Origin of the sequence: Paenibacillus mesophilus (assembly GCF_005938385.1) — a bacterium.
GTDB lineage: Bacteria > Bacillota > Bacilli > Paenibacillales > NBRC-103111 > Paenibacillus_AB > Paenibacillus_AB mesophilus.
This window is the reverse complement of record NZ_VCRA01000010.1, coordinates 160,554-181,525: the sequence shown is the minus strand read 5'-3', so window position 1 is coordinate 181,525 and position 20,972 is coordinate 160,554. Positions and strand designations below refer to the sequence as shown.

Below are 20,972 nucleotides of genomic sequence, written 5' to 3'. Positions count from 1 at the left end.
TTACAAGATGGAAATTTTTCGATTCAAGACTTGCACCACATCCGTCCAACCCCGCGTGCAGAGCAGCCGAATTACAGCAGCTTCTCTCCAAGAAGAGATGTAATCAGCTCAACGGCGGCTTTCGCCGTCTGGTTTTGGCTGTCCAAAGCCGGGTTGACCTCCACGAATTCAGCGCTTGTGACTACATTGGCATCGGAGAGCAGTTCCATCGCAAGCAAGCTCTCCCGCAAGCTGATCCCGGCCTGCACCGGAGTGCCGACACCGGGAGCGTCCTTCGGATCGACTCCGTCCAGATCGAAGCTAACATGAACGCCGTCCGTTCCTCGCGTCACCGCATTCAACGCTAGCTCCATCACCCGCGATATGCCGAATCGATCCACTTCATGCATCGTAAATACGCTCACACCCTTCTCCTTCAAAAAAAACCGTTCCCCCGGGTCCAACGAACGAGCGCCGACGATGGCAACATTGTTCGGCTTCACTTTGGGGCGATTCCCTCCGATTCCGACCAAAGCGGGATGCCCGTAACCCATCGCCACCGCAAGCGCCATGCCGTGAATGTTGCCCGAAGGAGACGTATCCGCCGTATTGACGTCGCCATGTGCATCGTACCAGATTACCCCGATGTTATCCTTGTGCCGGAGCACCCCAGCTAATGTCCCGATCGCGATGCTGTGATCCCCGCCCAAAACCAACGGAAACCGACCGCCTCCGATTAGGCCCGATACGGCATCCGCCAGCTCTTCGTTGACCCTGACGATCTCATACAAATATTTCAAGTTCGACTCCGGAACGGCCGAATAGGCCTTCGCCCTCCGAACGGTCAAATCTCCCTCATCCTGCACGGCATAACCTAATTGCTCCAAACGCTGCTCCAGTCCCGCGCAGCGAATCGCACTCGGCCCCATGTCCACTCCGCGCCGGTCGGCGCCAAGGTCCATCGGCACACCGATTATGGAAACGTTTTTGCAAATTCGGGGATTCATACAGAACGCTCCTTTCATGACGAGCTTGAGAGTAGCACCCGCTAACGTTACCGCAAAGACAGTCACTTTCCATCGATCAGCCTGCTGCAGCTGCAAGAACTTGCCCGATCCTCTCCAAGCCCCAATCCAGCTCTTCCCGTGTGATCGTAAGCGGCGGAGCAAGACGGATCGTCGTGTCGTGCGTCTCTTTGCACAGTACGCCCAGCCCCATCAGCCGTTCGCAATAAGGTCTTGCTTGGCGGTCCAACTCGATTCCGATAAACAAACCTTTACCCCGGATGTCCTTCACGATCGGACTTGCCAAGGAACGGAGCCGTGCCATCGCATATTCACCCAGTTCCAACGATCGTTCGGCCAACCTCTCGCCCTCGAAAACATCCATAGCCGCTACCGCGCAAGCGCAGGCCAGCGGATTGCCTCCGAATGTGGAACCGTGCGAGCCCGGCTCGAACACTTCGAGAACGTCCCTGTCCGCCGCCACCGCAGAAATCGGATAAACGCCTCCGCCCAACGCTTTGCCGAGAATGTACACATCGGGCACGACTTGCTCCCAATCACAAGCGAACGGCTTGCCGGTTCGACCGAAGCCGGTTTGAATCTCGTCCGCCATCAACAGGACGCCGTACCTTTTGCACAATTCCGCAGCTTCACTTATATAGCCCACCTTCGGTACAATAATGCCCGCTTCACCTTGAATCGGCTCCACGAGGAAAGCTGCCGTATGGGGAGTAATCGCTTGTTCAAGCGCCTCCGCATCCCCGTACGGAACCATTTTGAACCCCGGTGTAAAAGGTCCGAATCCCCGCTTGTATTCCGGCGCCGATGAAAAGGAAGTAACCGTAATCGTCCGTCCGTGAAAATTCCCTTCGCAAACGATGATCTCCGCCTGCCCGTCAGGAACGCCTTTCTTATCGTAAGCCCATCGGCGTGCGGCTTTGGTGGCCGTTTCCACCGCTTCGGCGCCTGTATTCATCGGCAGGAACATCGTTTTGCCGCTCAGTCGGGCAAGCTTCTCATAGAACGCACCTAACGGCTCGCTATGAAACGCGCGGGATGTAAGCGTTATCAAATCCACCTGCTCCTTGAGTGCCTCAACGATTCTCGGGTGGCGATGCCCATAATTCAACGCTGAGTAGCTGCTAAGCATATCCAAGTAACGGTTGCCTTCCGGATCCTCCACCCAAACGCCGTCACCGCGGACAAGCATGACAGGCAGCGGATTGTAGTTATTGGCTCCGTATCGGCCGATATTTTCCATAGCGGAGTTCATCGCATTCATCTGCATTCCCCTTTCGCCGGTTCGTGAAGCTCAGTTCGTTCAGGGAGAAACGTGTCATATTCTATCCTATTTATAGTATATGCTGTGTTGTCGCGGCGGGTACAATGGAAAATATGGGGCAGCCGAAGTCCGAAAACAGAAAGGCGTGAACAAATTCATCACCCCGCAGTCGCCATAAACGCAAAAAAAGCCGGACTTGAAGCCCGGCGGATCGTAAATGATCTTGCAAATTATATCGCTCTTCAAGGAAGTACAACAATCTCGGACGCTCTTGTTTTTAATACGATCATGTTGGAGTCGCCGCCGATTTTGCCTGTCACTTGAACGTTATAGCCCTTTCGCAATGCGGTGGATGCTCCTTCTACGGATATTCGCAGCGTGCCCGTTTCGTCCTCGATGAAGGCCGTAATATTGCCGTCGGGCGAGGTTGCGGGAGTGGAAATGACTTTTCCTCTGACCGTTACGAGGTTTCCGGGAAAATCGTTTGCTTCTACAATAGAGAGGGTTGGAATTGCTCTGGAGGGGAGGGCATTTTCGGCTGCCGCGAAGTCCGTCTGCCTTTGGACAGCCGCATGAGCCACGAGCAGCAAGATCGTTAACAGTGGCGCAAGCCATAATCGCATGTTCTGAACCATGACCGCGTACCTCCTTGGCTTTGGACTAATGATGTTTAGCTATAGCTTAACCACGGAGTGTTATCGCGAATCGTGCGGTTTGTTAAGAGATTTTGAAGGGAATGAAGGCGAGGTTTTCAGCATGTGCGGTGTTTGGCGCGGACCGCCCGGTTGTTCCTACATGGTTCCGTCCTGTTCTTGCCGCAGATCGACCCCTTTATCCTTTGCGATCAGCACAATGGCGAGCCACGCCAGATCGTCCAACGTCATCTCCCGGTTATACGCCTGGGCCGCCCATTTGTAGTCCGTCACAAGCGGGCGCTCCAGCTCGCAGGTAACACTTTTTTCATACAACCCATGCAATGCGCTCGTCAAAACACCCCACTGCCATTCATCCGTAAACTTCACTCGCCGATCCTCTCCCTTGATTCGAAATAAATACTGCCCGAGATGTCCATCCAGTTCATTCAGGTCTACATGTCCGGAAATGCCGTCTACCCGCCCCTTTTCGCTGTATTGGAACATAGTCCACCGGCTCCAAACCGGATTGCTCATCGGAGTATTAGTCCCATAATGGGCTACCCATAAAGGATAAGAGCCTAAATCCGCTTCGAAAAAGGTCCTGGCAAAAGAGGCGCCCGTGTAAATCATCGGCGGCTTGCCTGTGCATGCTTGAACCTTATTCAGCCATAGTCTGGACCAATCGCTGACTTGAGATTTTATAAAGGATTTGCCGTCAAGCGAACCATGCTCCATATCCAGAACATGCCACAGCTCCGCATCCAGGCCGATAACCGTATGCAAATAATGCTCTGCCTCTTTAATCGGATCGTTGGATACATGTGCGAAATGGTAAAATCCGAGAGGGATGCCGGCGGCCTTGGCGCCTTGGTAATTCTGATACAGGTTGGGATCGACCCGTTGGGTCCCTTCCGTAGCTTTCATCATGACGAATTCAATTCCAGCCTGTTTCACGGCCTGCCAATCTATACGGCCTTGCCATCTGGAAACGTCGATCCCTTGCGCATTGCCGCTATTTCGTGTCTGCATCTTCCCGATCCCCGTTTCTGTTTTGACCTTTCGAGTAGTGATACGCTCCGCTCGCCGTTAAACCGACCAGCGATACGGTCAGCAGTATTTGTTGGATGTGGTCGGACACCAGCACAAAGACGGCCGCGATCGCCAAACTGAACAAATGATTATGCTTACTGGGCACTCCGTACGCTTTCAATATGCCTACATAAGAAGTAACTACAGCGGCGAGCATTAAAATATCGTTCGTCATTTCAGCCATCCCTACATCCTCCCAAACACATTCGCGACATCTTCCACCCTTATGCCGAGAGAAAAGGCAAGCAACACGACCAGTACGTATATAAAAAACTTTTCCTTGTTCTCGATAAACTGCTGGTACCAGAGCCGGTCGTCCGCCGCGGGCGACTCTTTCGCATTTGATTTTAGTAGACTTAGCTCCTGGTTAATCGCCTCCAGCTTATCGTCCTGACGCTCGGCAAGACCGGTTAGCCGAACGACATTCTCCCTCAGCACCGTAATCGTCTCGGCGTAAATTTTATGACTCTCTCGCACTTCCTTCAGATGCTCCCAAACATCGCGCTTAAACTCATGGAAATCTTCCCTTAACGTATCGATCTGAACTTGGCAGATATCGTGTTCGCCCACTTTGATCCACCGTCCTGTCTGCTTGAAATTATAGAGAAAAGGAGCAGATTGCTCTGCTCCCTTGAAAACGGGAAACTCCACCGCATCCCTATTTTTAAGTCGAAATGGCTTTAACACCCGCCGCCGTACTTAACCGCATCTGACTTGCCGCAGGATCCGTTATGCTTACCAACTCGAATACCCCTACTCCCGCAGAAGTAACAACCCGCATCGGCGTAGGACCGACTACTCCGGAATTAGGATCGTACAGCGGCAGATTTAGGGTAAGGCCGGTTTTTACTGTAACGGGATATGTCCCTATTTTCTTTTTGGTGACGAACTCTTTGTACGTAAAGGCGGATTCGTTGTCTGCATTGTCATGGTACGTAACCGTATAGCGGTATCGGGTTCCCGGCTTCAGATTGCTAACATGCAGCTGGGTTACGTCCCCAATATTCGTACCGTTATAGAGCGGTGTCCCGACATACGCGGAACCGTTCCATTCTCCGAGGTACATATGTGTCGATTTTCGGCCGGATGAAGGAGCCGGATCGGAAAAAACGCTCCAGACGAAATCCGCCGTCGTTGTCCCCCACACGGCAGAAGGTTTCGGATCGTTAGCGCGCTGGGAGTCGACGAAAAATTTCGTTTCCCAGCCGGTCGAATTCCCGTTCCCTGCCCTGTCATAAGGGTGGAAACGGACGATGTATTCCCCTTGGGCGCCTAAAGGAATATTTACGTATCCATCACTCCCGCTGAAAGTTCCGTATGTTTTCGTCCATGCGCCCCCCGGGACTAAATACCATACCTCCAAATAATCTAAACCCGCCCCACCTTCGACAATGCCGTAACACCATACCGAATACGTCCCAGTAGTCAGGTTCGTATAGCTATATCCTTGGACGCTGGTGATCATGGGCGAGGTTGTGTCCTTGATAACATAAGCACGAACAGGGGCTGTACTATTCCCGGCGTTATCGACTGCACGGAAATCGTAGCCCCATTGTCCTTCTGTCGTAATATCTGGTACATGGTATAACCAATCGTTATTATTCGGATTTTTGGCCGCGTTACCGAGCAGGTACCATGAACCATCCGGCCGTACGGCGTGAACGTTCACCGATGCTACGCCCGAAAGCCCGTCCGTGACGTTATAGGCAGCCATCCAAATGGAGTTTTCTTTGGTGTATTGTTGGGGGGAGACGCTGGCTATAGTAGGAACGGCGCGGTCGACGTAAATAGCATAGCCACCTGCAGGACCCGACCAATTACCAGCGGAGTCCCTTACATAAACAGCAAAGTGCCACAGTCCCTCCGGCATTCCTGCTAACGGAACATCGTGATAATTGTTGCCACTAAAGATTTCACCCGGATCATAATTCCATTGAGCCCAAGCAGTGTTAGACCCTGCAATATGGTAGGCTGTCTGTGGCGTGCCGTCATTATAGGACCAAACAAGTCGTAAATTTCCAGACGATGCATTTGTTGCACCGTAGTTGTTGTAACCCTCGATGTAGTGACTCGATGATGAAGGTGGTGTTCGGTCAACAAAGTTTGTGACCTCGGCCCGCATAACGCCGTTCCCGACACTATCATAAGTATATACATGTGTCGTATACGTACCTTCCGCATTGCCATAACTACTGATCGGTATATCGCAATACCAGTCATTGGTAGCCCCGTTTCTAACACCATCATGCCATATAAAGTTAGTACCCGGGAATTGCGCCGTAGGGAACCTGACCACCGAAACCGCGCTTATATTATCCACTACGCCGGTAGCCCACAGACGAAAAGTACTATTGGGCTGGGTGTTAAAGTACTGATTTGATGTTACGCTCGATAACGTTGGGGCGGTGCGGTCTACAGTGACGTATACAGCATAAGAGGTATTTACGTTACCTGCATTATCATAAGCATGGATGTGAACCCCGTACTGTCCCTCTTTATTACCGTGATTGGCTATAGGGATGTCACAATACCAGTTATTCGATCCACCGTCTTTAGTCCCGTTATACCAAACAAGATCATCTTGTCCATTGTCCCCGTGCCACGCAGGGAATTTCACTATCGATACGCCCGATGTAGGGTCGGTAACATTGTAGGCCCATACTCGGAATGTCCCGCCCGGAGCTACGCTTACAGTATAATTATTAGACACATTTCCAATTACAGGCGGAGTTACGTCCACTATATAAGATGTGTCTAAAGAGTTATTAAGTCCCGCGTTATCATAGACATGGAAACGGCAGGTGTAATATCCGTCTCCTTGATTGAGAGGAAAATCGTAATAGAAATCGGCTCCCGGTTGTCCATTGTCCCAGAAAGTAGCGGCAAACGGCCCATTCCACCCCGCGCCATTCCTATTCCAGTAAGCGTGTGCGTAAGAGATACCTGAATTGGAATCAGACCAGTTGAACGTATGCTTTCTGATCGTCCCTGTATTGGTTGCATGAATCGAATGAGGATCGATTGTCCCTTGTGTCGGGGATACAGTATCAACACGATATGTTGTATCTAAATACGCTCCATTGTTAGCGGCATCATAAACCCAGAAACGTACAGCATACAGACCGTCCCCTTGGTTTAACGGGAAATCATAAAAGAAGTCGGACCCTGCTTGACCGTCGTTCCACGTATTTGCGGCAAATGGCCCATTCCACCCTCCGCCCTCTTTCATCCAGTAGGCGTGTGCGTATTGAACGTTGGCCCCTCCTGCATCTGTCCAGTTCTTCGTATGCTTTCTTACAGTCCCCTGATTCGTTGGATGAATGGAATGAGGGTCTATCGTCCCCGGAGTGGGGGCGATACGGTCAATAACGTGATAAGAGGTATAAACGGTATTTCCTGCTATATTACCTGCGTTATCGTACGCTCGGATGTCTATTTGGTATGTCCCGTCTCCACGGTAAGGGAAATCATAATACCATGTCCCTCCACCTGCGTTTGTCCCTACCCCTCGATGAATCCAGCCACCTGTAGGCGCATGATAGTCCCAAAACTCTACACGGTTTACTCCCATGTTATCGGAGACGTTGTACAAGTGTTTACGATAACTTCCCGTGGAAGATGTAACTGATGTCCCGTCCGTCCCTGTTGTCGTAGGCAAAACAGTATCAACATAAAACAAGGGTTCCCATGACCACGGACCTACGGCTCCGCTTTGGTCCTGAGTAATGATTCGGTATCGATACGTCCCACTTGGCAGAGCAGGACTTATCGTCCATGATGTCGCTTGTCCTGTTTGCCAGCCTGTGTCCCTAACAACTCCATTCGTATTATTGTCGATAATATGGACAGCCCAAGCCCCTTGGTAGTTTCCAGCATCAGGATCGCTAAATATCCAACTAACTACTGGTGATCCTGTACTATACCATCCACCGTGAGCAGGTGATTGAGGGGCAGGCTGTCCCGGTGCGGTATTAGGTACATCTACTTCGAGACGTATCGTATTTGCTTCAAGGTATCCCGGCCAATACCCCCATCTAATACCATAGTTAGCTCTAGTCCCATTTTTACAATCTTGCACAAATTGCGTAAGAGGGTATTGGACTTCTATTGAGCGAACAGGAACAGGGCCGTTTGAGCCACCAGACTGATCATCATAAAAATGAGCACCCCAATAACCGTTTACTGTTGATCCAGCAGTTGGTATATATTGAGCTTTTGAGAGATAAACTGAGGTTCCAAGATAACCAGAAGTCGTTACTGTCCAAGTAGCTTTGAGCGTAGCACTAGTGATAGTAGCAGGTAAGCCGCTAAAATCGAATCTAATATAAGGTGACAGGGCTTGATTACCAGATATATTGTACCAATACAGGCGCTCATTATATTGATAACAATTTTCACCGTTGTCATCACAAGTTTCCTCATATTGATAGTCATAGTGTAGCATTTGTACAGGGTATAACGTTATTATTGCCATGGTTCAACCTCCTTATAGAAAATAAGCGGGACACCGATCTACGTCCCGCTTATGGGCGTGTTATAAGTAAGTTTTATAAACCGCAAACAGTTCGTCCATGTACATTTTCCTCCTCTAAAATCTCTATAACTATAAAGCTATTTTAGTTAACAAACAGTTAACAAACCTAAACATTTTTGCTACCTACTGCTTCCCTACGATCAATGTCTTAGGCATAGAACCTAAAGATCGCTTCTAACCCACATCCGTCCAATCTCGGGAGACACAGGATCGCTTGTCCGAACCTCTAGCACAAAAGCCTTTGTTTTATCGCTTCTAATAGCGTCAATCTCGGCCTTGCGTGCCACGTCGTTGCTATCTACCGGTGCTGCCACTTTAAGCGTTCCGTTGATTGTTTGCCCACCTTGTGTAATTAAGACATCGTATGCTGTCCAGGTTATCGGGTTAGCTCCTGCCGCTCCATACCAAAAGGTAGGCTTACCGGTAACTGGATCAGCGGATAATGCAGCTGCTGGCTGATCCGTAGCATATCTTTGATAATTAGTACCGTCATAATAGGCGTTTGACAACAGCCAACTTCTTTGCTTACCAGATGCAAATAAGTACAGGTCAGTACCCTTTATATTTGCATTACTCTTATTGATAGCCAGATCACCAGTCATCGCCTGCGATCCGTCTCTCGGCAAAGCCGCATCAGCCGTAGCCCGTAAATTCGCAACATCCGTATTCAACTGCTCGATAGTTTTTACCGGAGCATCCCACCAATTCGCCTTCCCAGTGATCTTTTTGATCATATTCGCCAATTTGCTCCACAACCGTGTCGGCGTATCGGCCCCGCTTGCAGCTGCTACGGTATCGTCTATCGTACGGTTACCTATCTTCGCATCCGTAACGCTGCCATCAGGGTGATCAAGCGTTGCCGCCTGTCTATGCGAGTCTACTTCAGCCTGTGAAGCGGCATTTGTATCGATCAGGTCCAGATTCTCGTTGTGTGCCGCGCGAGTTACAGTTTCATTGGCTAAAGGCTTTTTCAACCCAAGCTTGGGTGTTACATCCGGCATTATCCGTACACCTCCAATTGATCCCAAGTGAGATTAAGTGCATCGAACTGATCCCATGTCCAATTTCCGGCATCCAGATCGCTCCAGAGGAAGTAATTGAACTCATAGAGCAGATCAAGATGCGCCGGCAATACCGCCCTAACGGCGTCCAATAAGTTATTAACATTAGGCGGTACGCCAAATGTATCCACAAAACGTACGGTCACCGTATATGCGGCATGATCCTCAACCACGTCAATGGTGCCGTTGTCATAAGCTTCCGCCACATCCTTCACAACGCGAATCGTCGCGGTCCCCGTTCCGCGTAACCGGGATACGACTTTGTCCCGTCGCTCGCCGATCGGTTGAGCCGGTGCCGGAGTGAGTCCCAGCTCTCTTTCCCATGCATCCAAGCTCCACGTAGCTGTTCTCGCAAAAAACTGATCGAGGGTACTATCCAACGCTGCCCGCAGATTGTCGAACTCCGTCCCTTCGGCTTGAAGGACCGACCCCATTACGCGCGAAGTTTCGTAATATCGCGGCAGGTAGGACATCATTTTGCGACCTCGATCACTTGCTATTGGAAATGCGCTCACGAGAACGACACCACCCCGAGCACGGCCACTTCTTGAATACCGACCGGAATGTTGCCGGTTCCGCCATTGACGAGCAAATTGGCGTAGTCCTGCACACCTGTCGTATCAAGGATAGCCTGACCGATCCGCATGTTACGAACGTCATTGTCGTCGGAGAAGGCCAGCGATTTGATATATTGGGCAATATTTTGTTCCGCTGCCGCTTTCACGCTGGCTTCGTTATACCCGCCGGTGATCGTAAGCGTAGCCGAAATATTGATCAAAACCGATGCTGCAGACTCTACCGTAACTCGTGCACCGACAGGCGCTTTGCCTTCTCCGGAAACTTTCGAAAAGGTCGAGAGGAACTCGCAGAAATCGATCCATACGACGGTCGACGAGTCGGATTGCAGACGAGTAATACGAAGCTCAACTTGATCCTGACCGTTCCAGTAAAAGTTTTGCATCCAATCGGCAGAAGTGACGTCAAGCTCGTTGGCCCGAACCGTTTTTACGGCCTCTTCGGTTCCGTTTGGCGTCGTTTTGGTCCAGACTTCGGTCGTGACGTTCCAGACTCCGATTTGCAGCAACGGATCGGTGCCGTCGATTCCGTCCACCCTCATCTTCGTCCGGGCCTTCCATATGCCCGGCTGCTGAAGCAGCGCATGTAGCTGCTGCGAAACCGAACCATTTCCGGACGAGCTATATTCCATCTTGATCGCATTTCCCGAATCGATCGAAACCCCATACCCGCTAGTTGTCATCGTTCCGGGGACTACTGCGTGTTTCCACGACGGGGCAATAAAGGCTTGCACCTTATCCACCAGAGCCTGATCAGCCGGTTCATTGTTGCTGCCAATAATGGCTACGCTGACCGTTCCAGGACCGTCCCTAACCGGTACGACGGAAACGCCCCCGACCCCGGGCACTTCCAACGCCCAGTTGATATAGTCGGCCTTATTTCCGCCGGCGGACGGACTTCGCACCTTCTGTAGAAAACGCACGGATAAAGAGGCATCCGTCTCCGTATCGATTCCACCTCCGAAAGCAGCGGCATTGGTTACGGTCGTCACCCCTGGTACGGGAGTAACTACAATACTGATCGCCCCTGAGGATACATTGCCGATTGCTCCGGCCTGCAAAGCCTCCACCGCGACCGTCGCCGCGCCGGTACCATCCAATGTAATTTCTTGCTTCGTCACAAACTCCACCGACGAAGTCCCTGTCACCCGATCCGCCGGAGTCGCCACTCGTATCCCTGTCGGAACGACGGTGCCTACTTTGCCGGTAAGCTTTACTTGCCCTGTTGCCTTCACCGCCGCGCGTCGGGTCAATCCATGTTCTTCGCAGCGCAAATCCAAATAACTCCCGAACGTCGTGCCGGCAAAGCCGCGGCGCAGCACCTCCTGCGCCCATATCGCCGCTTGGGCAAGCTCGATCGAGGCCGGGGCGACGGCGTCCCATATAAAAGAGCCCTCCGATTTGTCTAGATCGGAGGGCAGGCTGTCCAGCATGCGCTGGCGTATCGATTCTTCCGTTTGGTCCTGCAAATAATTCGGCAATGTCGCCATCAGCTTGTCACCACGCTTCCGTCAATCCTGGATTTTTGCCCGCGTACGTTCGTCACTTCGCACTGGAAATAGCAGCGATCGCCCTCCCACTCGAACGCAAACCCGTCCACCCGGTTCGTACGGGGATCGGTCAAGAGCGATTCCCTCGTTATACGGACAATCTCCGATTCATTCGCCCGGCGCGTCAAGTTCCGCGGGATCAACTCATCGAACTCTTGCCCGTAATTGCGCGAATACGCGAGATATGTGTACCGTTCGGTATGCAGTGTCTTTTTGCACCATTCCAGCCATGCCTCGGCATCGGTGCTAGCGGCTATTTTACCGGTGGGAGTGGTGACGAAATCTCCCTTCTCAAAGTCGAAACGCCAACTGCGTCCAAATTTGACACGCTCTCCTGCAGTTCCGTCGACTTCTGTAACGGTAGGGACGCCCCCGCCGGATAATGGGAATAAATTCGGCATTCTAACGCACCACCTTGCAAATGACGACCGCCTCGGAGCCGCTCGCTACGGGAACGGCCAATACGCGGTCGCCGGGCTTCAAGCCTTCTTTGAACATCAAGCCTACTCCTTCGATTTCCGTTTCCTCGAACTGAAACGTACTGGTGCCGGGCATACCCGTAACGGTTCCGGTTAGCGAGAAGGCGGGAAGCTTCAGCTTCGTTTCCCAGTCGGCTACCAAATAGTCTTTGATTTCATGCTTGAACGAATCGAGCTTCAGACCGCTCGCGGTCATCGTACCCATTTCTGCGGGAATACCCGTCACGGCGGTTGAGGCGTGTCCGGCCATCCGGCTTTCCAAGGCGGCAGCCAGTTTTTTATACGGGTCCATCCAGAAAGCACCTCCTTTTGACATAGTCCAACGAGGCCAATTCGAGATTCATTTTTCCGGGGCGGCCAAGCTCGTGCTTCACCGATGTGACGATCAGCTCCATCCCGCTTCCGACCAACTCTACTTTATCCCCCGCGCGTATCGTATTGACGTCGATGGCGGACACGCTCAACGTTTCCTGAATGCCGGCGAGAAAGCTTTTGGCCGCTGTTACCGCTTCGCTTACCGTAGTGATGTCGCTGTCCATGACGACCTTCTGCAGCGTGCCGTAAAGCTCCGTTTCCTTCGTTTCGACGGCGAGAATTTCCGTAGCGCTCTCGGGATTGTCTTCCTTGCCCAACACCTTTACCTTCGTAACCGCGCCTTCTAACGTTCTCCGCTGTGTAATCGACTCGAGATTGCCGCCTGGCTCCAGAGCCCACACGGTTTCATTGCCGCCAATCGGAAACAGCTCCAACCCGTTCGGCGTCATCCGCGGACGATACATCCATCCGCCCTTGCGCGCCGTTTCCTTGAGATCGGAAACGATCATGGAATAGATGGACTGCGAGCGATATACTTTTTTGCTCAACGTGTATACGGTGTCGGGTATTTGCCCAAGCGGGATGTTCCAATCCGCCGCATATTTCTCCAGCCTCTGTGACGCGGTTTGTCCGGCGGGAAATAAATATTCGTCATCGGATTTGGCCAAATAAATCGTCCGGTCGTACAAGGTTACCTCAAGCCGGTCCGCGCCGCGATAGCTGTTCTGGCATTCCCATACGACACCCGGATTCAATAAGTACACCATATCCGAACCTCGATAGGGGATCCCCGATACCCGGATTTCCTGACCGGGACGAATCCCTGGAAAATCGGCCGGCATCATCATATTTACCGTTGCCCGATAGGCGATTTCATCGAGAGATTCCTCCAGCGTCATACTTTCGATCAAATCGCCCAGCATATAGCGGTTGTCCAGCACGACTTCGTACGCACGATGCTCCGCAAGGCTCATGATGGCATCACCAGCTCTTGCCCGGGGTAAATGAGATCGGAATTCGGGCCGATGACGGCCCTGTTCATCTCATAAATGTCGCGCCAACGGCTCCCGGAGCCCAGATTCAGCTTGGCAATCGCCCATAACGAATCCCCGGGCTTCACCGTGTATGTGATCGGCACAGGCTTCAAATCCGGCCGCGGCTCCGTCGCCGCGCTTCCGCCTCCGATCTCGGCAAGCGTACGGATCTGGTAATCTCTCCAAGTCCGGAACGTCAAGTCGAAGTAAACGTCACCGGGCTCATTGGGCCGGAATGTACTATTGTGGGAAGAGATGATGACCAGCACATTTACCTCGGAGGGGACAATCATAAGGCGAAGGGGCTGCCGGTCCGACATCCAAGTGTTGATCTGGTTCATCGTCAATTGCGGATCCGGGATGTTCTCGTAACGGCAGTAGCTGAGGTCGGACTGCGCCGGGAAGAAGGAGGAGAAGGAGATCTCCTTGATTTTCTCCCCGTGCGGAAAATCGACCTCACCCAAGTTCATAATCTGGAACGTCTCGTAGCTGCGGTCCCGCTTAATGCTGATTTCCGACGGATTCACCGGAAACCACAGCTTCAGTCCGGCCGCGTCCTCCAGCGTAATGTCGAACTGCTTCATCAGATTGGAATATGTTATTGCGCTCATCCCGTCACCACCTGATTATCCATGGACGCTTTTATTTTGTTGACGATATCCCAGCCGATTCGTCTGGCTAGGCTTTCTTCGTCGATTTCTTCTTTGGGCATTACGACTTGGACGCCTTCGACGGAGATGTTGTAGGCATTGTCGCCGGAAGCCGCCGCCATGTTGCCCTTACCAGCATAACTGGCATTACGATTTGCGGCTGTCTTCGATTTGTTTACTTTGGTAGAAGGATAAAGTTCCAAGTTGGGTTTCGTATCGGGAATTTTCGTGGAGACCGGTACTTGGCCCGGTTTATGTTCTGCGGCTGATGATGGGGACGTTTTTTTGCCGAAAAGCTTGCCCCCTACAAAGTTCCCGAGTTTATCTCCCAGCATGCCGCCGATCATACCTCCGGCGACCGTGCCGATTCCAGGCAAAATCATGCTTCCTAGCGCGGCTCCGAGGGCGGCTCCGCCCGCTCCAAATGCTACCGCTGTAGCAGCCTGACCTTTATTCTCGGCAGTAGCAATTTCCATTGCCCCCGATGCGAGTCTTAAAGGTGCTGCAGTCTTTGCTCCCGCCTTTAATAGCTTGCCGGCACCCTTCGCGACATTTTTCAAAGAGAATTTCTTGGCAGCGTTCACACTCCGATTACTGGTCTCTACAGAATCGGGCTCAAAACGGCCATAATCGGGGGCACGACCCTCACGTTTTGGCACTGGAGTCCTTGGGACTGCACCTCCCTTGGCGCCGGTACGGCCTTTTGCCCCTTTTTTGGGGTTCTTTTTGCCTTCCCCATCCGTTGAGCCTCCGTAGGATGCTCCTCCACCTCCCGAGCCTCCGCCCCCGCCAAACAAACTTAATAAATTTTTTAGCGCAGCGGCAAGCGTGTCGATAGCTTTGGAGAAATTCCCAATCGATTTGGCGAATTCATCCGGAATTTTTGCGAAAGATCCGATCGATTTGGCGAATCTTTCTGGGATGTCCGCGAACGAGGCAATCGACTTAGCGAACTTTGCCGGAACGTTTGCCAACTCACCCAATGACTTTGCGAACTTGGATGGGATCTCCGCAAACGAACCGATTGAGGCGGCGAATTTCTTCGGCACTTCCGCCAACTGACCCAGCGAGCCCGCGAACTTCGACGGAATTTCTGCAAACGAACCGATGGATTCGGCGAATTTCTTCGGCACTTCCGCCAACTCACCCAGAGACTTCGCGAACTTGGACGGGATCTCCGCAAACGAACCGATGGATTCGGCGAATTTCTTCGGTACTTCCGCCAATTGACCCAGCGAGCCTGCGAACTTCGACGGAATCTCAGCAAACGAGCCGATTGAGGCGGCGAATTTCTTCGGCACTTCCGCCAACTGACCCAGCGACCCGGCGAACTTCGACGGAATCTCCGCAAACGAGCCGATCGATTCGGCGAATTTCTTTGGTACTTCCGCCAACTGGCCCAGCGAGCCCGCGAACTTCGACGGGATCTCCGCAAATGAACCGATTGACTCGGCGAATTTCTTCGGCACTTCCGCCAACTGGCCCAGCGAGCCTGCGAACTTCGACGGGATCTCCGCAAATGAACCGATTGACTCGGCGAATTTCTTCGGCACTTCCGCCAGCTGGCCCAGTGAGCCTGCGAACTTCGACGGAATCTCCGCAAACGAGCCGATGGATTCGGCGAATTTTTTTGGTACTTCCGCCAGCTGGCCCAGTGAGCCTGCGAACTTCGACGGAATCTCCGCAAACGAGCCGATGGATTCGGCGAATTTTTTTGGTACCTCCGCAAGCTGACCTAACGAACCGGCGAACTTGGCTGGAATCTCCGCAAACGAACCGATCGATTCGGCGAATTTCTTCGGCACTTCCGCCAGCTTCCCTAGCGATTCCGCGAACTTCGCAGGGATTTCCGCAAACTTTCCGATCGACTCTGCGAACTTCGCCGGCACTTCCGCCAGCTTCCCTAACGACTCTGCAAACTTGGCCGGGATTTCCGCAAACTTTCCTATCGATTCCGCGAACTTCGCCGGTACTTCCGCCAGCTTCCCTAGCGACTCGGCAAACTTCGCCGGGATTTCTACAAACTTTCCTATCGATTCCGCAAACTTCGCCGGCACTTCCGCCAGCTTCCCTAGCGACTCGGCGAACTTCGCCGGGATTTCCGCAAACTTTCCGATCGACTCCGCGAACTTCGCCGGCACTTCCGCCAGCTTCCCTAATGACTCTGCGAACTTGGCGGGAATCTCCGCAAACTTTCCGATCGATTCCGCGAACTTCGCCGGCACTTCCGCCAGCTTCCCTAGCGACTCGGCGAACTTCGCCGGGATTTCCGCAAACTTTCCGATCGATTCCGCGAACTTCGCTGGCACTTCCGCCAGCTTCCCTAGCGACTCGGCGAACTTCGCCGGAATCTCCGCAAACTTTCCTAACGACTCCCTCAGAATGTTAAGAGATGTCGCAAAATCTTTGGGGAGCTCCTTGAATATTTTGATTGCTTCCACAATGTTTTTGACGCCTTCAGTAAAACTTTTAAAAGCATCTGCAAGCGCCTTCACACCTTCGGAAAACGTCTTGAAGTCGTCAAACTTTCCCTTCTTCGGTTCAGTAGCCGCCTCTACCGTAACGGCCACATTGTTGATCGATACTGCCGCTGAAACAACAGTTTTCCCTGCAGTACCGGCCCTTGGCTGAGCCGCTTGCTGCTTGCTCCCGATACTTTCAAGAGCTTTGGCCACACGCCGGGCATACTGCTCAACTCTGTAAAAAGCTACTATCGTCCGATTCACCGATTCCCTCAATCGATCATGCGAACGGGTCAATCGGTCCAAACTATCCAAAGCCGCCATATTCGCCATTTGTTCACCGCCTTCCCGACCTCGACATTTGCGCCCGGGCTTGCCGTTCTTCTGCTTCCAGCTCCATCTCCATACTGGCGAGCAGGAACAGCTGCTCGCCGCGCGGCAGTTGCCAGAACGCTCCGGGGCGCAGGTGGTGCCTGACCCAGATCAAATGGAGCATGCCCGCCAGCCCCCCGGAGTCGATCAGTTTTTTACTTCGTCGAACGTTGTGTTGAATCCGCTCAGATCCAGAACCTCATCCCCGAGGGCGGACAACTCGCCCGCAAGCAGGAGGCGTTTGATGACTTCTTCGCCGCCACTCGCTTCGTATTTCGCCAGCAGCCGGGAGTCCCCCCAGTTAGGGGAGACGGTGGCTGCGGCGATGAGGGCGACGTTGAACTGCTCTTCGTCGAGCCGCTCGGACTTCTGTCCGCGGCGGTCGGAACGCTCGGTGCACCGCTCACGCAGCATGTACACCTGCTTGCCGGTCAGACCGCGAATCTTGATCGGGATGCCGAGACGCGACAGCGTGACCGTTTTCTCCGGAAGCTTGTCGGCGTCGAGCAGTTTTTGCAAAATTTGATCGTCCATCATCGTCGTATTCCTCCCGTATCGATACGTTAAACCGCTTGTACGCGGTCATTCAGCGTGTATTCCTCGAACGTGAAGGAAACCTCTTCCTTCACTTCTTCGCCGGCCGTCCAGTTGGCGAGCTGCAGCTTGTCGAGCATGACGTTTTTGAGCGTGATGGTCTCATAGCCGTACGCCTCCGGATCTTCCAGCTTGCTGATCAGCTCGAATTTGTCGAAGCCGCGGGCGATCATGTCGCTCGTCACTTTGAAACCGCTGATCGTGCCCGTTCCTTTCATCGGTCCTTTCTTGTGCCTAACCCAAGGGTCACCGGCCAAGTTAAGCTCCTTCTTCTGGATTTCCACGTTGGCTTCCAGATGGTTGAAATTGCTTTGCCAAACGCCACCGATAAAGATTTTTCCATACGTTCCCATAAATACGCGACTTGCGTCCATTGTTCAGTTCCCCCTTAGTGCACGATAAACGTGCCGAAAATTTGTTCCATCACATCGGTCAAACGAGCTTCCCAGTTCAAGTACACTTGATCCGGTTCCGGCGTAAATACGGCGTTTGGCCCGTAGTACTGCGGATTCAAGTAGACGTCCCAGCCTTCGGCCTCGATGACGCCGGATTGGGCAAGCGACTGCATATATTGCTTGGCCGCGCCGATCAAGGCAAGGCGGCCTTCGGCGGTGTTGTTTACTTTGCCGATGTAGCTGTTTTCCGCAGAAGCCATAAGATCGGTTTGAATCGCGTCGATTACACGGAGCGTGCGAATTTTTTTCCAGGAATTGTTCTGACCTTGCTTAAGGCTCGTAAGCGAGTTGATGCCGCGGAGCGCCTTGACTTTCTTGCCGTCATGGACAAGCAGGAAAACGCCGCCCGCAGCCGCTTGTTCCTGCTCGCTGCGCGTCCATCGGCGAGTAACGTCCGAGAACGGAGTCGGCGCATAGGTTGCCGATTCGCTCAGCTTCTGTCCGGCGATAAGACCGGCCACGTAGCCGGAGATTTGCGCCGAGCTAAAGCTAACGCTGTCAAGAACAGCGCCTGTACCGACATTGACCACTGCTTCGTGATTGAACGCGGCACTGCGCGCCGTTGCAGTACTGACTGCGGAAGCGGACGTATCGTCTGTTGAGGATCCCCCCAGAACGGCGATAATGGTTTTGCCTTCGGAACGTACGCGATCGATCCAGGAGACGACACTCGTCCGAATCGCCGGATCGGATACGCCGTCAAGCGCAAACAGATTGAACTCCTGCGTCTCGAATGCGGAGAGGGCTGCCGTATAGTCTCCGGCCACGACACTGCCGATTCCGGAGTTTCCACCCACGAACGGGAAGCCGCTACCGTCATTCAATTGACCGTTTCCTTCCGCCAGCTTGGTGGCCACGATCCATTTATTGGCCGGATCAAGGTTAATAGCATCGACTGCCGCTTGAACCGTACCTGCTGTAAAGGTGAACGTCTTCAACAGCGTCGTATCTTCCAGGAGACGGATGTCCTTCTTCGAAGAGTCCACGGGGTTCGCCTGTACCGTTACTTTGAAATGGTTGCCGCGATCTCCGGCATATTTCGCTTCCAGCTTGATGATGTTGACCGGAGTCCCGTCCGAGTCCTGCAGTTGGCAAGCCGCCTTGGCCGCATCAGTGCCGGCAATGCGGTAAGCGAGCACTTTCTTGGCGCCGCCGAGTAAAGCGATTCTCAGGGAGGAGTAAGCAGTCGCTCCGAACGATTCGTTGCTCGTATAGGTTTCATCGATCGCGGACAGTCCGGTAATCTCGACAAACTGATTGACCGGTCCCCAATTCGCCTTTACCGGCATAGCGACGATCCCCCGCGCCCCCGGTTGTACCGCCGCAATCGCAGCAGCCTGAAAATTCATGTACATGCCCGGCAATACGGGCATTTCGGTTTTGCTCCAAGTTCCTCCAGCCATTATCGTTGCACCTTCCTTTGTTGGAATTGGCGGATCAACCGCTCCATTTCTTCAATTGAGTACGTTTCCTTCGCGCTGCCGAACAGCGCGCCCGTCACCACTTCGGGCTTGACGGCGAATAAAGTCTCGGCGCCCGCGAGCAGTTCTTCCCGCGTATACTCGGGACGTCCCGTAAGCTCTGCCTTTGCGGGCTGGGACTGCGCTTCTTTTTTGACGGCCATGTGGATGAATCCCTCCTTTATTCATAAAGGCGGCGTATCGGGCTAGCCGAAACCGCCATCGTAGTGAACTTGTCCGATCAACGGCCAGTTGGGCACCGTTTTCTGTACAATTTGACGGAGTGTTGCGGTTAGCTGTCCTTCCGTTAACCCATCCGCTCCATAGACTGCGGTGACCGTGACCGGTACGATAAACCGCTTCGCAAGGGGCTCGATTGGCAGCTTGGTCGTGCTTCCAAGCTTCTCGGCCAACGTGCCTACCATTGCCAGCCGCTCTTCATCGGTCCGCCCGAGGACGTGACCGACTACATTTCTGCCGAGCTCGATTGTGGATGCGTCCCGATCTGCCGTGGTTACTTGGTCCAACCTCCACAAAACTGCCGGAATCGTGTAATCTTGCGGCCAGCGCTGCCGGTACACCTGCCACTCGGAATTGACAATCGTCGCCGTCCAATCGCATAGCGCCTGTAGACAGGCGTCGGATGGCAGGTTTTCTTCAGACCCGACAGCGTACACAGAGAATCTCAGGACTTGAACAAGAGCCTGTAATGTATCATCGACCCTCTCAGAAGCCGCCAGTCCCTCGTATTGGCATGTAAAATCACGTGCGGATGCCCCTCCCGACAGCTTGATTCCATGAAGCGCTTGAACGGCTTGATCAGCCAGCTCGTCCAGGGCGGCAGCTGAGTCGGTTTCTTCGTGAAGAGCTATTTCGTACGTACGCTTCATCCCAATCCACGGAGACGTCTCTTCCTGTCCGACCAGCTTTACCGTTGCGTATGGCTTCACGGTGGTGCTTGACGGCTCGTGCAAGTCGTAGCAACGTCCTGCTAACGCGGACAGTTCGTCCGCCAATCTTGCTTTAATTACTGCACGCATGTTCGTCCCACCTCGGTTGTAGCTGTTTCAAAATAGTCCCCCTGCTTACCGGGACCTTCAAAATTCGGCCCATCTCTAGGCCGTATACTTTCTGTGTATACCCGCAACCTTCGCCCTCACCCCCTTTCGCGGCTGTTCCCATCCGGAACGGCTTCTTTGATGCATACCGGCAGCATGCAAAACTGACGGCTGGCCTCCCATCTCCCCCATACGCACGCCACGCATTTGACCGGCTGCTTGTAAGGGCAGGCGTCGTCCGGGTTCTCTGGCCCAGCTTGAACGGCTGCATCATGTTGGCTTTCTGTTTGCGCGACCGGTTGGCATTCAGCTCTCATCATCTTTCGTTCCCCCTTCCATTCGGGTGTTCCGATTTCCGGGCAACAAAAAGACCGCCATGGGGGC

Annotated in this window: 23 protein-coding genes; 1 reads left to right on the top strand and 22 read right to left on the bottom strand. The window is 53.0% G+C overall.

The features are described 5' to 3' along the window. Positions 1-71 precede the first annotated feature (71 nt). The 15 genes from rocF to FE783_RS19355 all read right to left on the bottom strand — a co-directional run bounded on the left by rocF (position 72) and on the right by FE783_RS19355 (position 16,244). Positions 72-974 (bottom strand): arginase, encoded by a 903-nt coding sequence (gene rocF, locus FE783_RS19425; protein WP_138881136.1) that lies wholly within the window; start codon positions 972-974, stop codon positions 72-74. An 88-nt stretch (positions 975-1,062) separates the two neighbouring features. Then, positions 1,063-2,265 carry an ornithine--oxo-acid transaminase gene (locus tag FE783_RS19420; RefSeq protein WP_138881042.1) on the bottom strand — a complete coding sequence of 401 codons (1,203 nt, stop codon included), beginning with the start codon at positions 2,263-2,265 and terminating at the stop codon, positions 1,063-1,065. Between the two features lie 242 nt (positions 2,266-2,507). Beyond that, positions 2,508-2,900, bottom strand: coding sequence for an OB-fold nucleic acid binding domain-containing protein (locus FE783_RS19415; RefSeq protein WP_138881041.1), 393 nt, complete (start codon positions 2,898-2,900; stop codon positions 2,508-2,510). 156 nt (positions 2,901-3,056) lie between these two features. Then, positions 3,057-3,929 (bottom strand): glycoside hydrolase family 25 protein, encoded by an 873-nt coding sequence (locus FE783_RS19410; protein ID WP_138881040.1) that lies wholly within the window; start codon positions 3,927-3,929, stop codon positions 3,057-3,059. Continuing rightward, positions 3,913-4,173, bottom strand: a complete 261-nt coding sequence (locus FE783_RS19405; RefSeq protein WP_138881039.1) for a hypothetical protein — start codon at positions 4,171-4,173, stop codon at positions 3,913-3,915. The genes FE783_RS19410 and FE783_RS19405 overlap by 17 nt, the downstream gene beginning before the upstream one ends. A gap of 2 nt (positions 4,174-4,175) precedes the next feature. After that, the gene (locus FE783_RS19400; RefSeq protein ID WP_138881038.1) at positions 4,176-4,559 is read right to left on the bottom strand and encodes a hypothetical protein; all 384 of its coding nucleotides are present in this window, start codon (positions 4,557-4,559) and stop codon (positions 4,176-4,178) included. Between the two features lie 94 nt (positions 4,560-4,653). Continuing rightward, positions 4,654-8,463: a GBS Bsp-like repeat-containing protein gene (locus tag FE783_RS19395; RefSeq protein ID WP_138881037.1), complete on the bottom strand. Its 3,810-nt coding sequence runs from the start codon at positions 8,461-8,463 to the stop codon at positions 4,654-4,656. 221 nt (positions 8,464-8,684) lie between these two features. After that, positions 8,685-9,524 (bottom strand): hypothetical protein, encoded by an 840-nt coding sequence (locus FE783_RS19390; protein WP_138881036.1) that lies wholly within the window; start codon positions 9,522-9,524, stop codon positions 8,685-8,687. Further along, positions 9,524-10,060 (bottom strand): YmfQ family protein, encoded by a 537-nt coding sequence (locus FE783_RS19385; protein ID WP_138881035.1) that lies wholly within the window; start codon positions 10,058-10,060, stop codon positions 9,524-9,526. Before FE783_RS19385 ends, FE783_RS19390 begins: the two co-directional genes overlap by 1 nt. A 35-nt stretch (positions 10,061-10,095) precedes the next feature. Continuing rightward, a complete protein-coding gene (locus tag FE783_RS19380; protein ID WP_138881034.1) occupies positions 10,096-11,649 on the bottom strand; it encodes a baseplate J/gp47 family protein in 1,554 nt (517 codons plus the stop codon). Continuing rightward, positions 11,649-12,110, bottom strand: coding sequence for a DUF2634 domain-containing protein (locus FE783_RS19375; protein WP_138881033.1), 462 nt, complete (start codon positions 12,108-12,110; stop codon positions 11,649-11,651). The genes FE783_RS19380 and FE783_RS19375 overlap by 1 nt, the downstream gene beginning before the upstream one ends. A gap of 1 nt (position 12,111) precedes the next feature. Continuing rightward, complete coding sequence (locus tag FE783_RS19370) at positions 12,112-12,480, bottom strand: hypothetical protein (protein WP_138881032.1); 369 nt, start codon at positions 12,478-12,480, stop codon at positions 12,112-12,114. Continuing rightward, a complete protein-coding gene (locus FE783_RS19365; protein ID WP_138881031.1) occupies positions 12,467-13,477 on the bottom strand; it encodes an XkdQ/YqbQ family protein in 1,011 nt (336 codons plus the stop codon). The genes FE783_RS19370 and FE783_RS19365 overlap by 14 nt, the downstream gene beginning before the upstream one ends. After that, positions 13,474-14,148, bottom strand: a complete 675-nt coding sequence (locus tag FE783_RS19360) for a LysM peptidoglycan-binding domain-containing protein (RefSeq protein WP_338015876.1) — start codon at positions 14,146-14,148, stop codon at positions 13,474-13,476. The genes FE783_RS19365 and FE783_RS19360 overlap by 4 nt, the downstream gene beginning before the upstream one ends. Beyond that, a complete protein-coding gene (locus FE783_RS19355; protein ID WP_138881030.1) occupies positions 14,145-16,244 on the bottom strand; it encodes a ribosomal eL19 family protein in 2,100 nt (699 codons plus the stop codon). The genes FE783_RS19360 and FE783_RS19355 overlap by 4 nt, the downstream gene beginning before the upstream one ends. 361 nt (positions 16,245-16,605) lie before the next feature. Between FE783_RS19355 and FE783_RS19350 the strand changes: the two genes are divergently transcribed. Next, positions 16,606-16,818: a hypothetical protein gene (locus tag FE783_RS19350; RefSeq protein ID WP_138881029.1), complete on the top strand. Its 213-nt coding sequence runs from the start codon at positions 16,606-16,608 to the stop codon at positions 16,816-16,818. Positions 16,819-16,986: 168 nt separating this feature from the next. Here the strand turns inward: FE783_RS19350 and FE783_RS37995 are convergent, their stop codons facing one another. From FE783_RS37995 to FE783_RS19320, 7 genes are all read right to left on the bottom strand, one after another. After that, on the bottom strand, positions 16,987-17,145 hold the full coding sequence (locus FE783_RS37995; RefSeq protein WP_202916216.1) for a hypothetical protein: 159 nt from the start codon (positions 17,143-17,145) through the stop codon (positions 16,987-16,989). A 23-nt stretch (positions 17,146-17,168) separates the two neighbouring features. Further along, positions 17,169-17,558 (bottom strand): phage tail assembly chaperone, encoded by a 390-nt coding sequence (locus tag FE783_RS19345; RefSeq protein WP_138881028.1) that lies wholly within the window; start codon positions 17,556-17,558, stop codon positions 17,169-17,171. Between the two features lie 26 nt (positions 17,559-17,584). Further along, complete coding sequence (locus FE783_RS19340; RefSeq protein WP_138881027.1) at positions 17,585-17,989, bottom strand: phage tail tube protein; 405 nt, start codon at positions 17,987-17,989, stop codon at positions 17,585-17,587. Between the two features lie 14 nt (positions 17,990-18,003). Beyond that, positions 18,004-19,473 carry a phage tail sheath family protein gene (locus FE783_RS19335; protein ID WP_138881026.1) on the bottom strand — a complete coding sequence of 490 codons (1,470 nt, stop codon included), beginning with the start codon at positions 19,471-19,473 and terminating at the stop codon, positions 18,004-18,006. Beyond that, the gene (locus FE783_RS19330; RefSeq protein WP_138881025.1) at positions 19,473-19,694 is read right to left on the bottom strand and encodes a YqzN/YkzM domain-containing protein; all 222 of its coding nucleotides are present in this window, start codon (positions 19,692-19,694) and stop codon (positions 19,473-19,475) included. The genes FE783_RS19335 and FE783_RS19330 overlap by 1 nt, the downstream gene beginning before the upstream one ends. Positions 19,695-19,736: 42 nt before the next feature. Next, positions 19,737-20,570 carry a hypothetical protein gene (locus FE783_RS19325; RefSeq protein WP_138881024.1) on the bottom strand — a complete coding sequence of 278 codons (834 nt, stop codon included), beginning with the start codon at positions 20,568-20,570 and terminating at the stop codon, positions 19,737-19,739. A 116-nt stretch (positions 20,571-20,686) separates the two neighbouring features. After that, positions 20,687-20,908: a hypothetical protein gene (locus FE783_RS19320; protein WP_138881023.1), complete on the bottom strand. Its 222-nt coding sequence runs from the start codon at positions 20,906-20,908 to the stop codon at positions 20,687-20,689. Positions 20,909-20,972 lie beyond the last annotated feature (64 nt).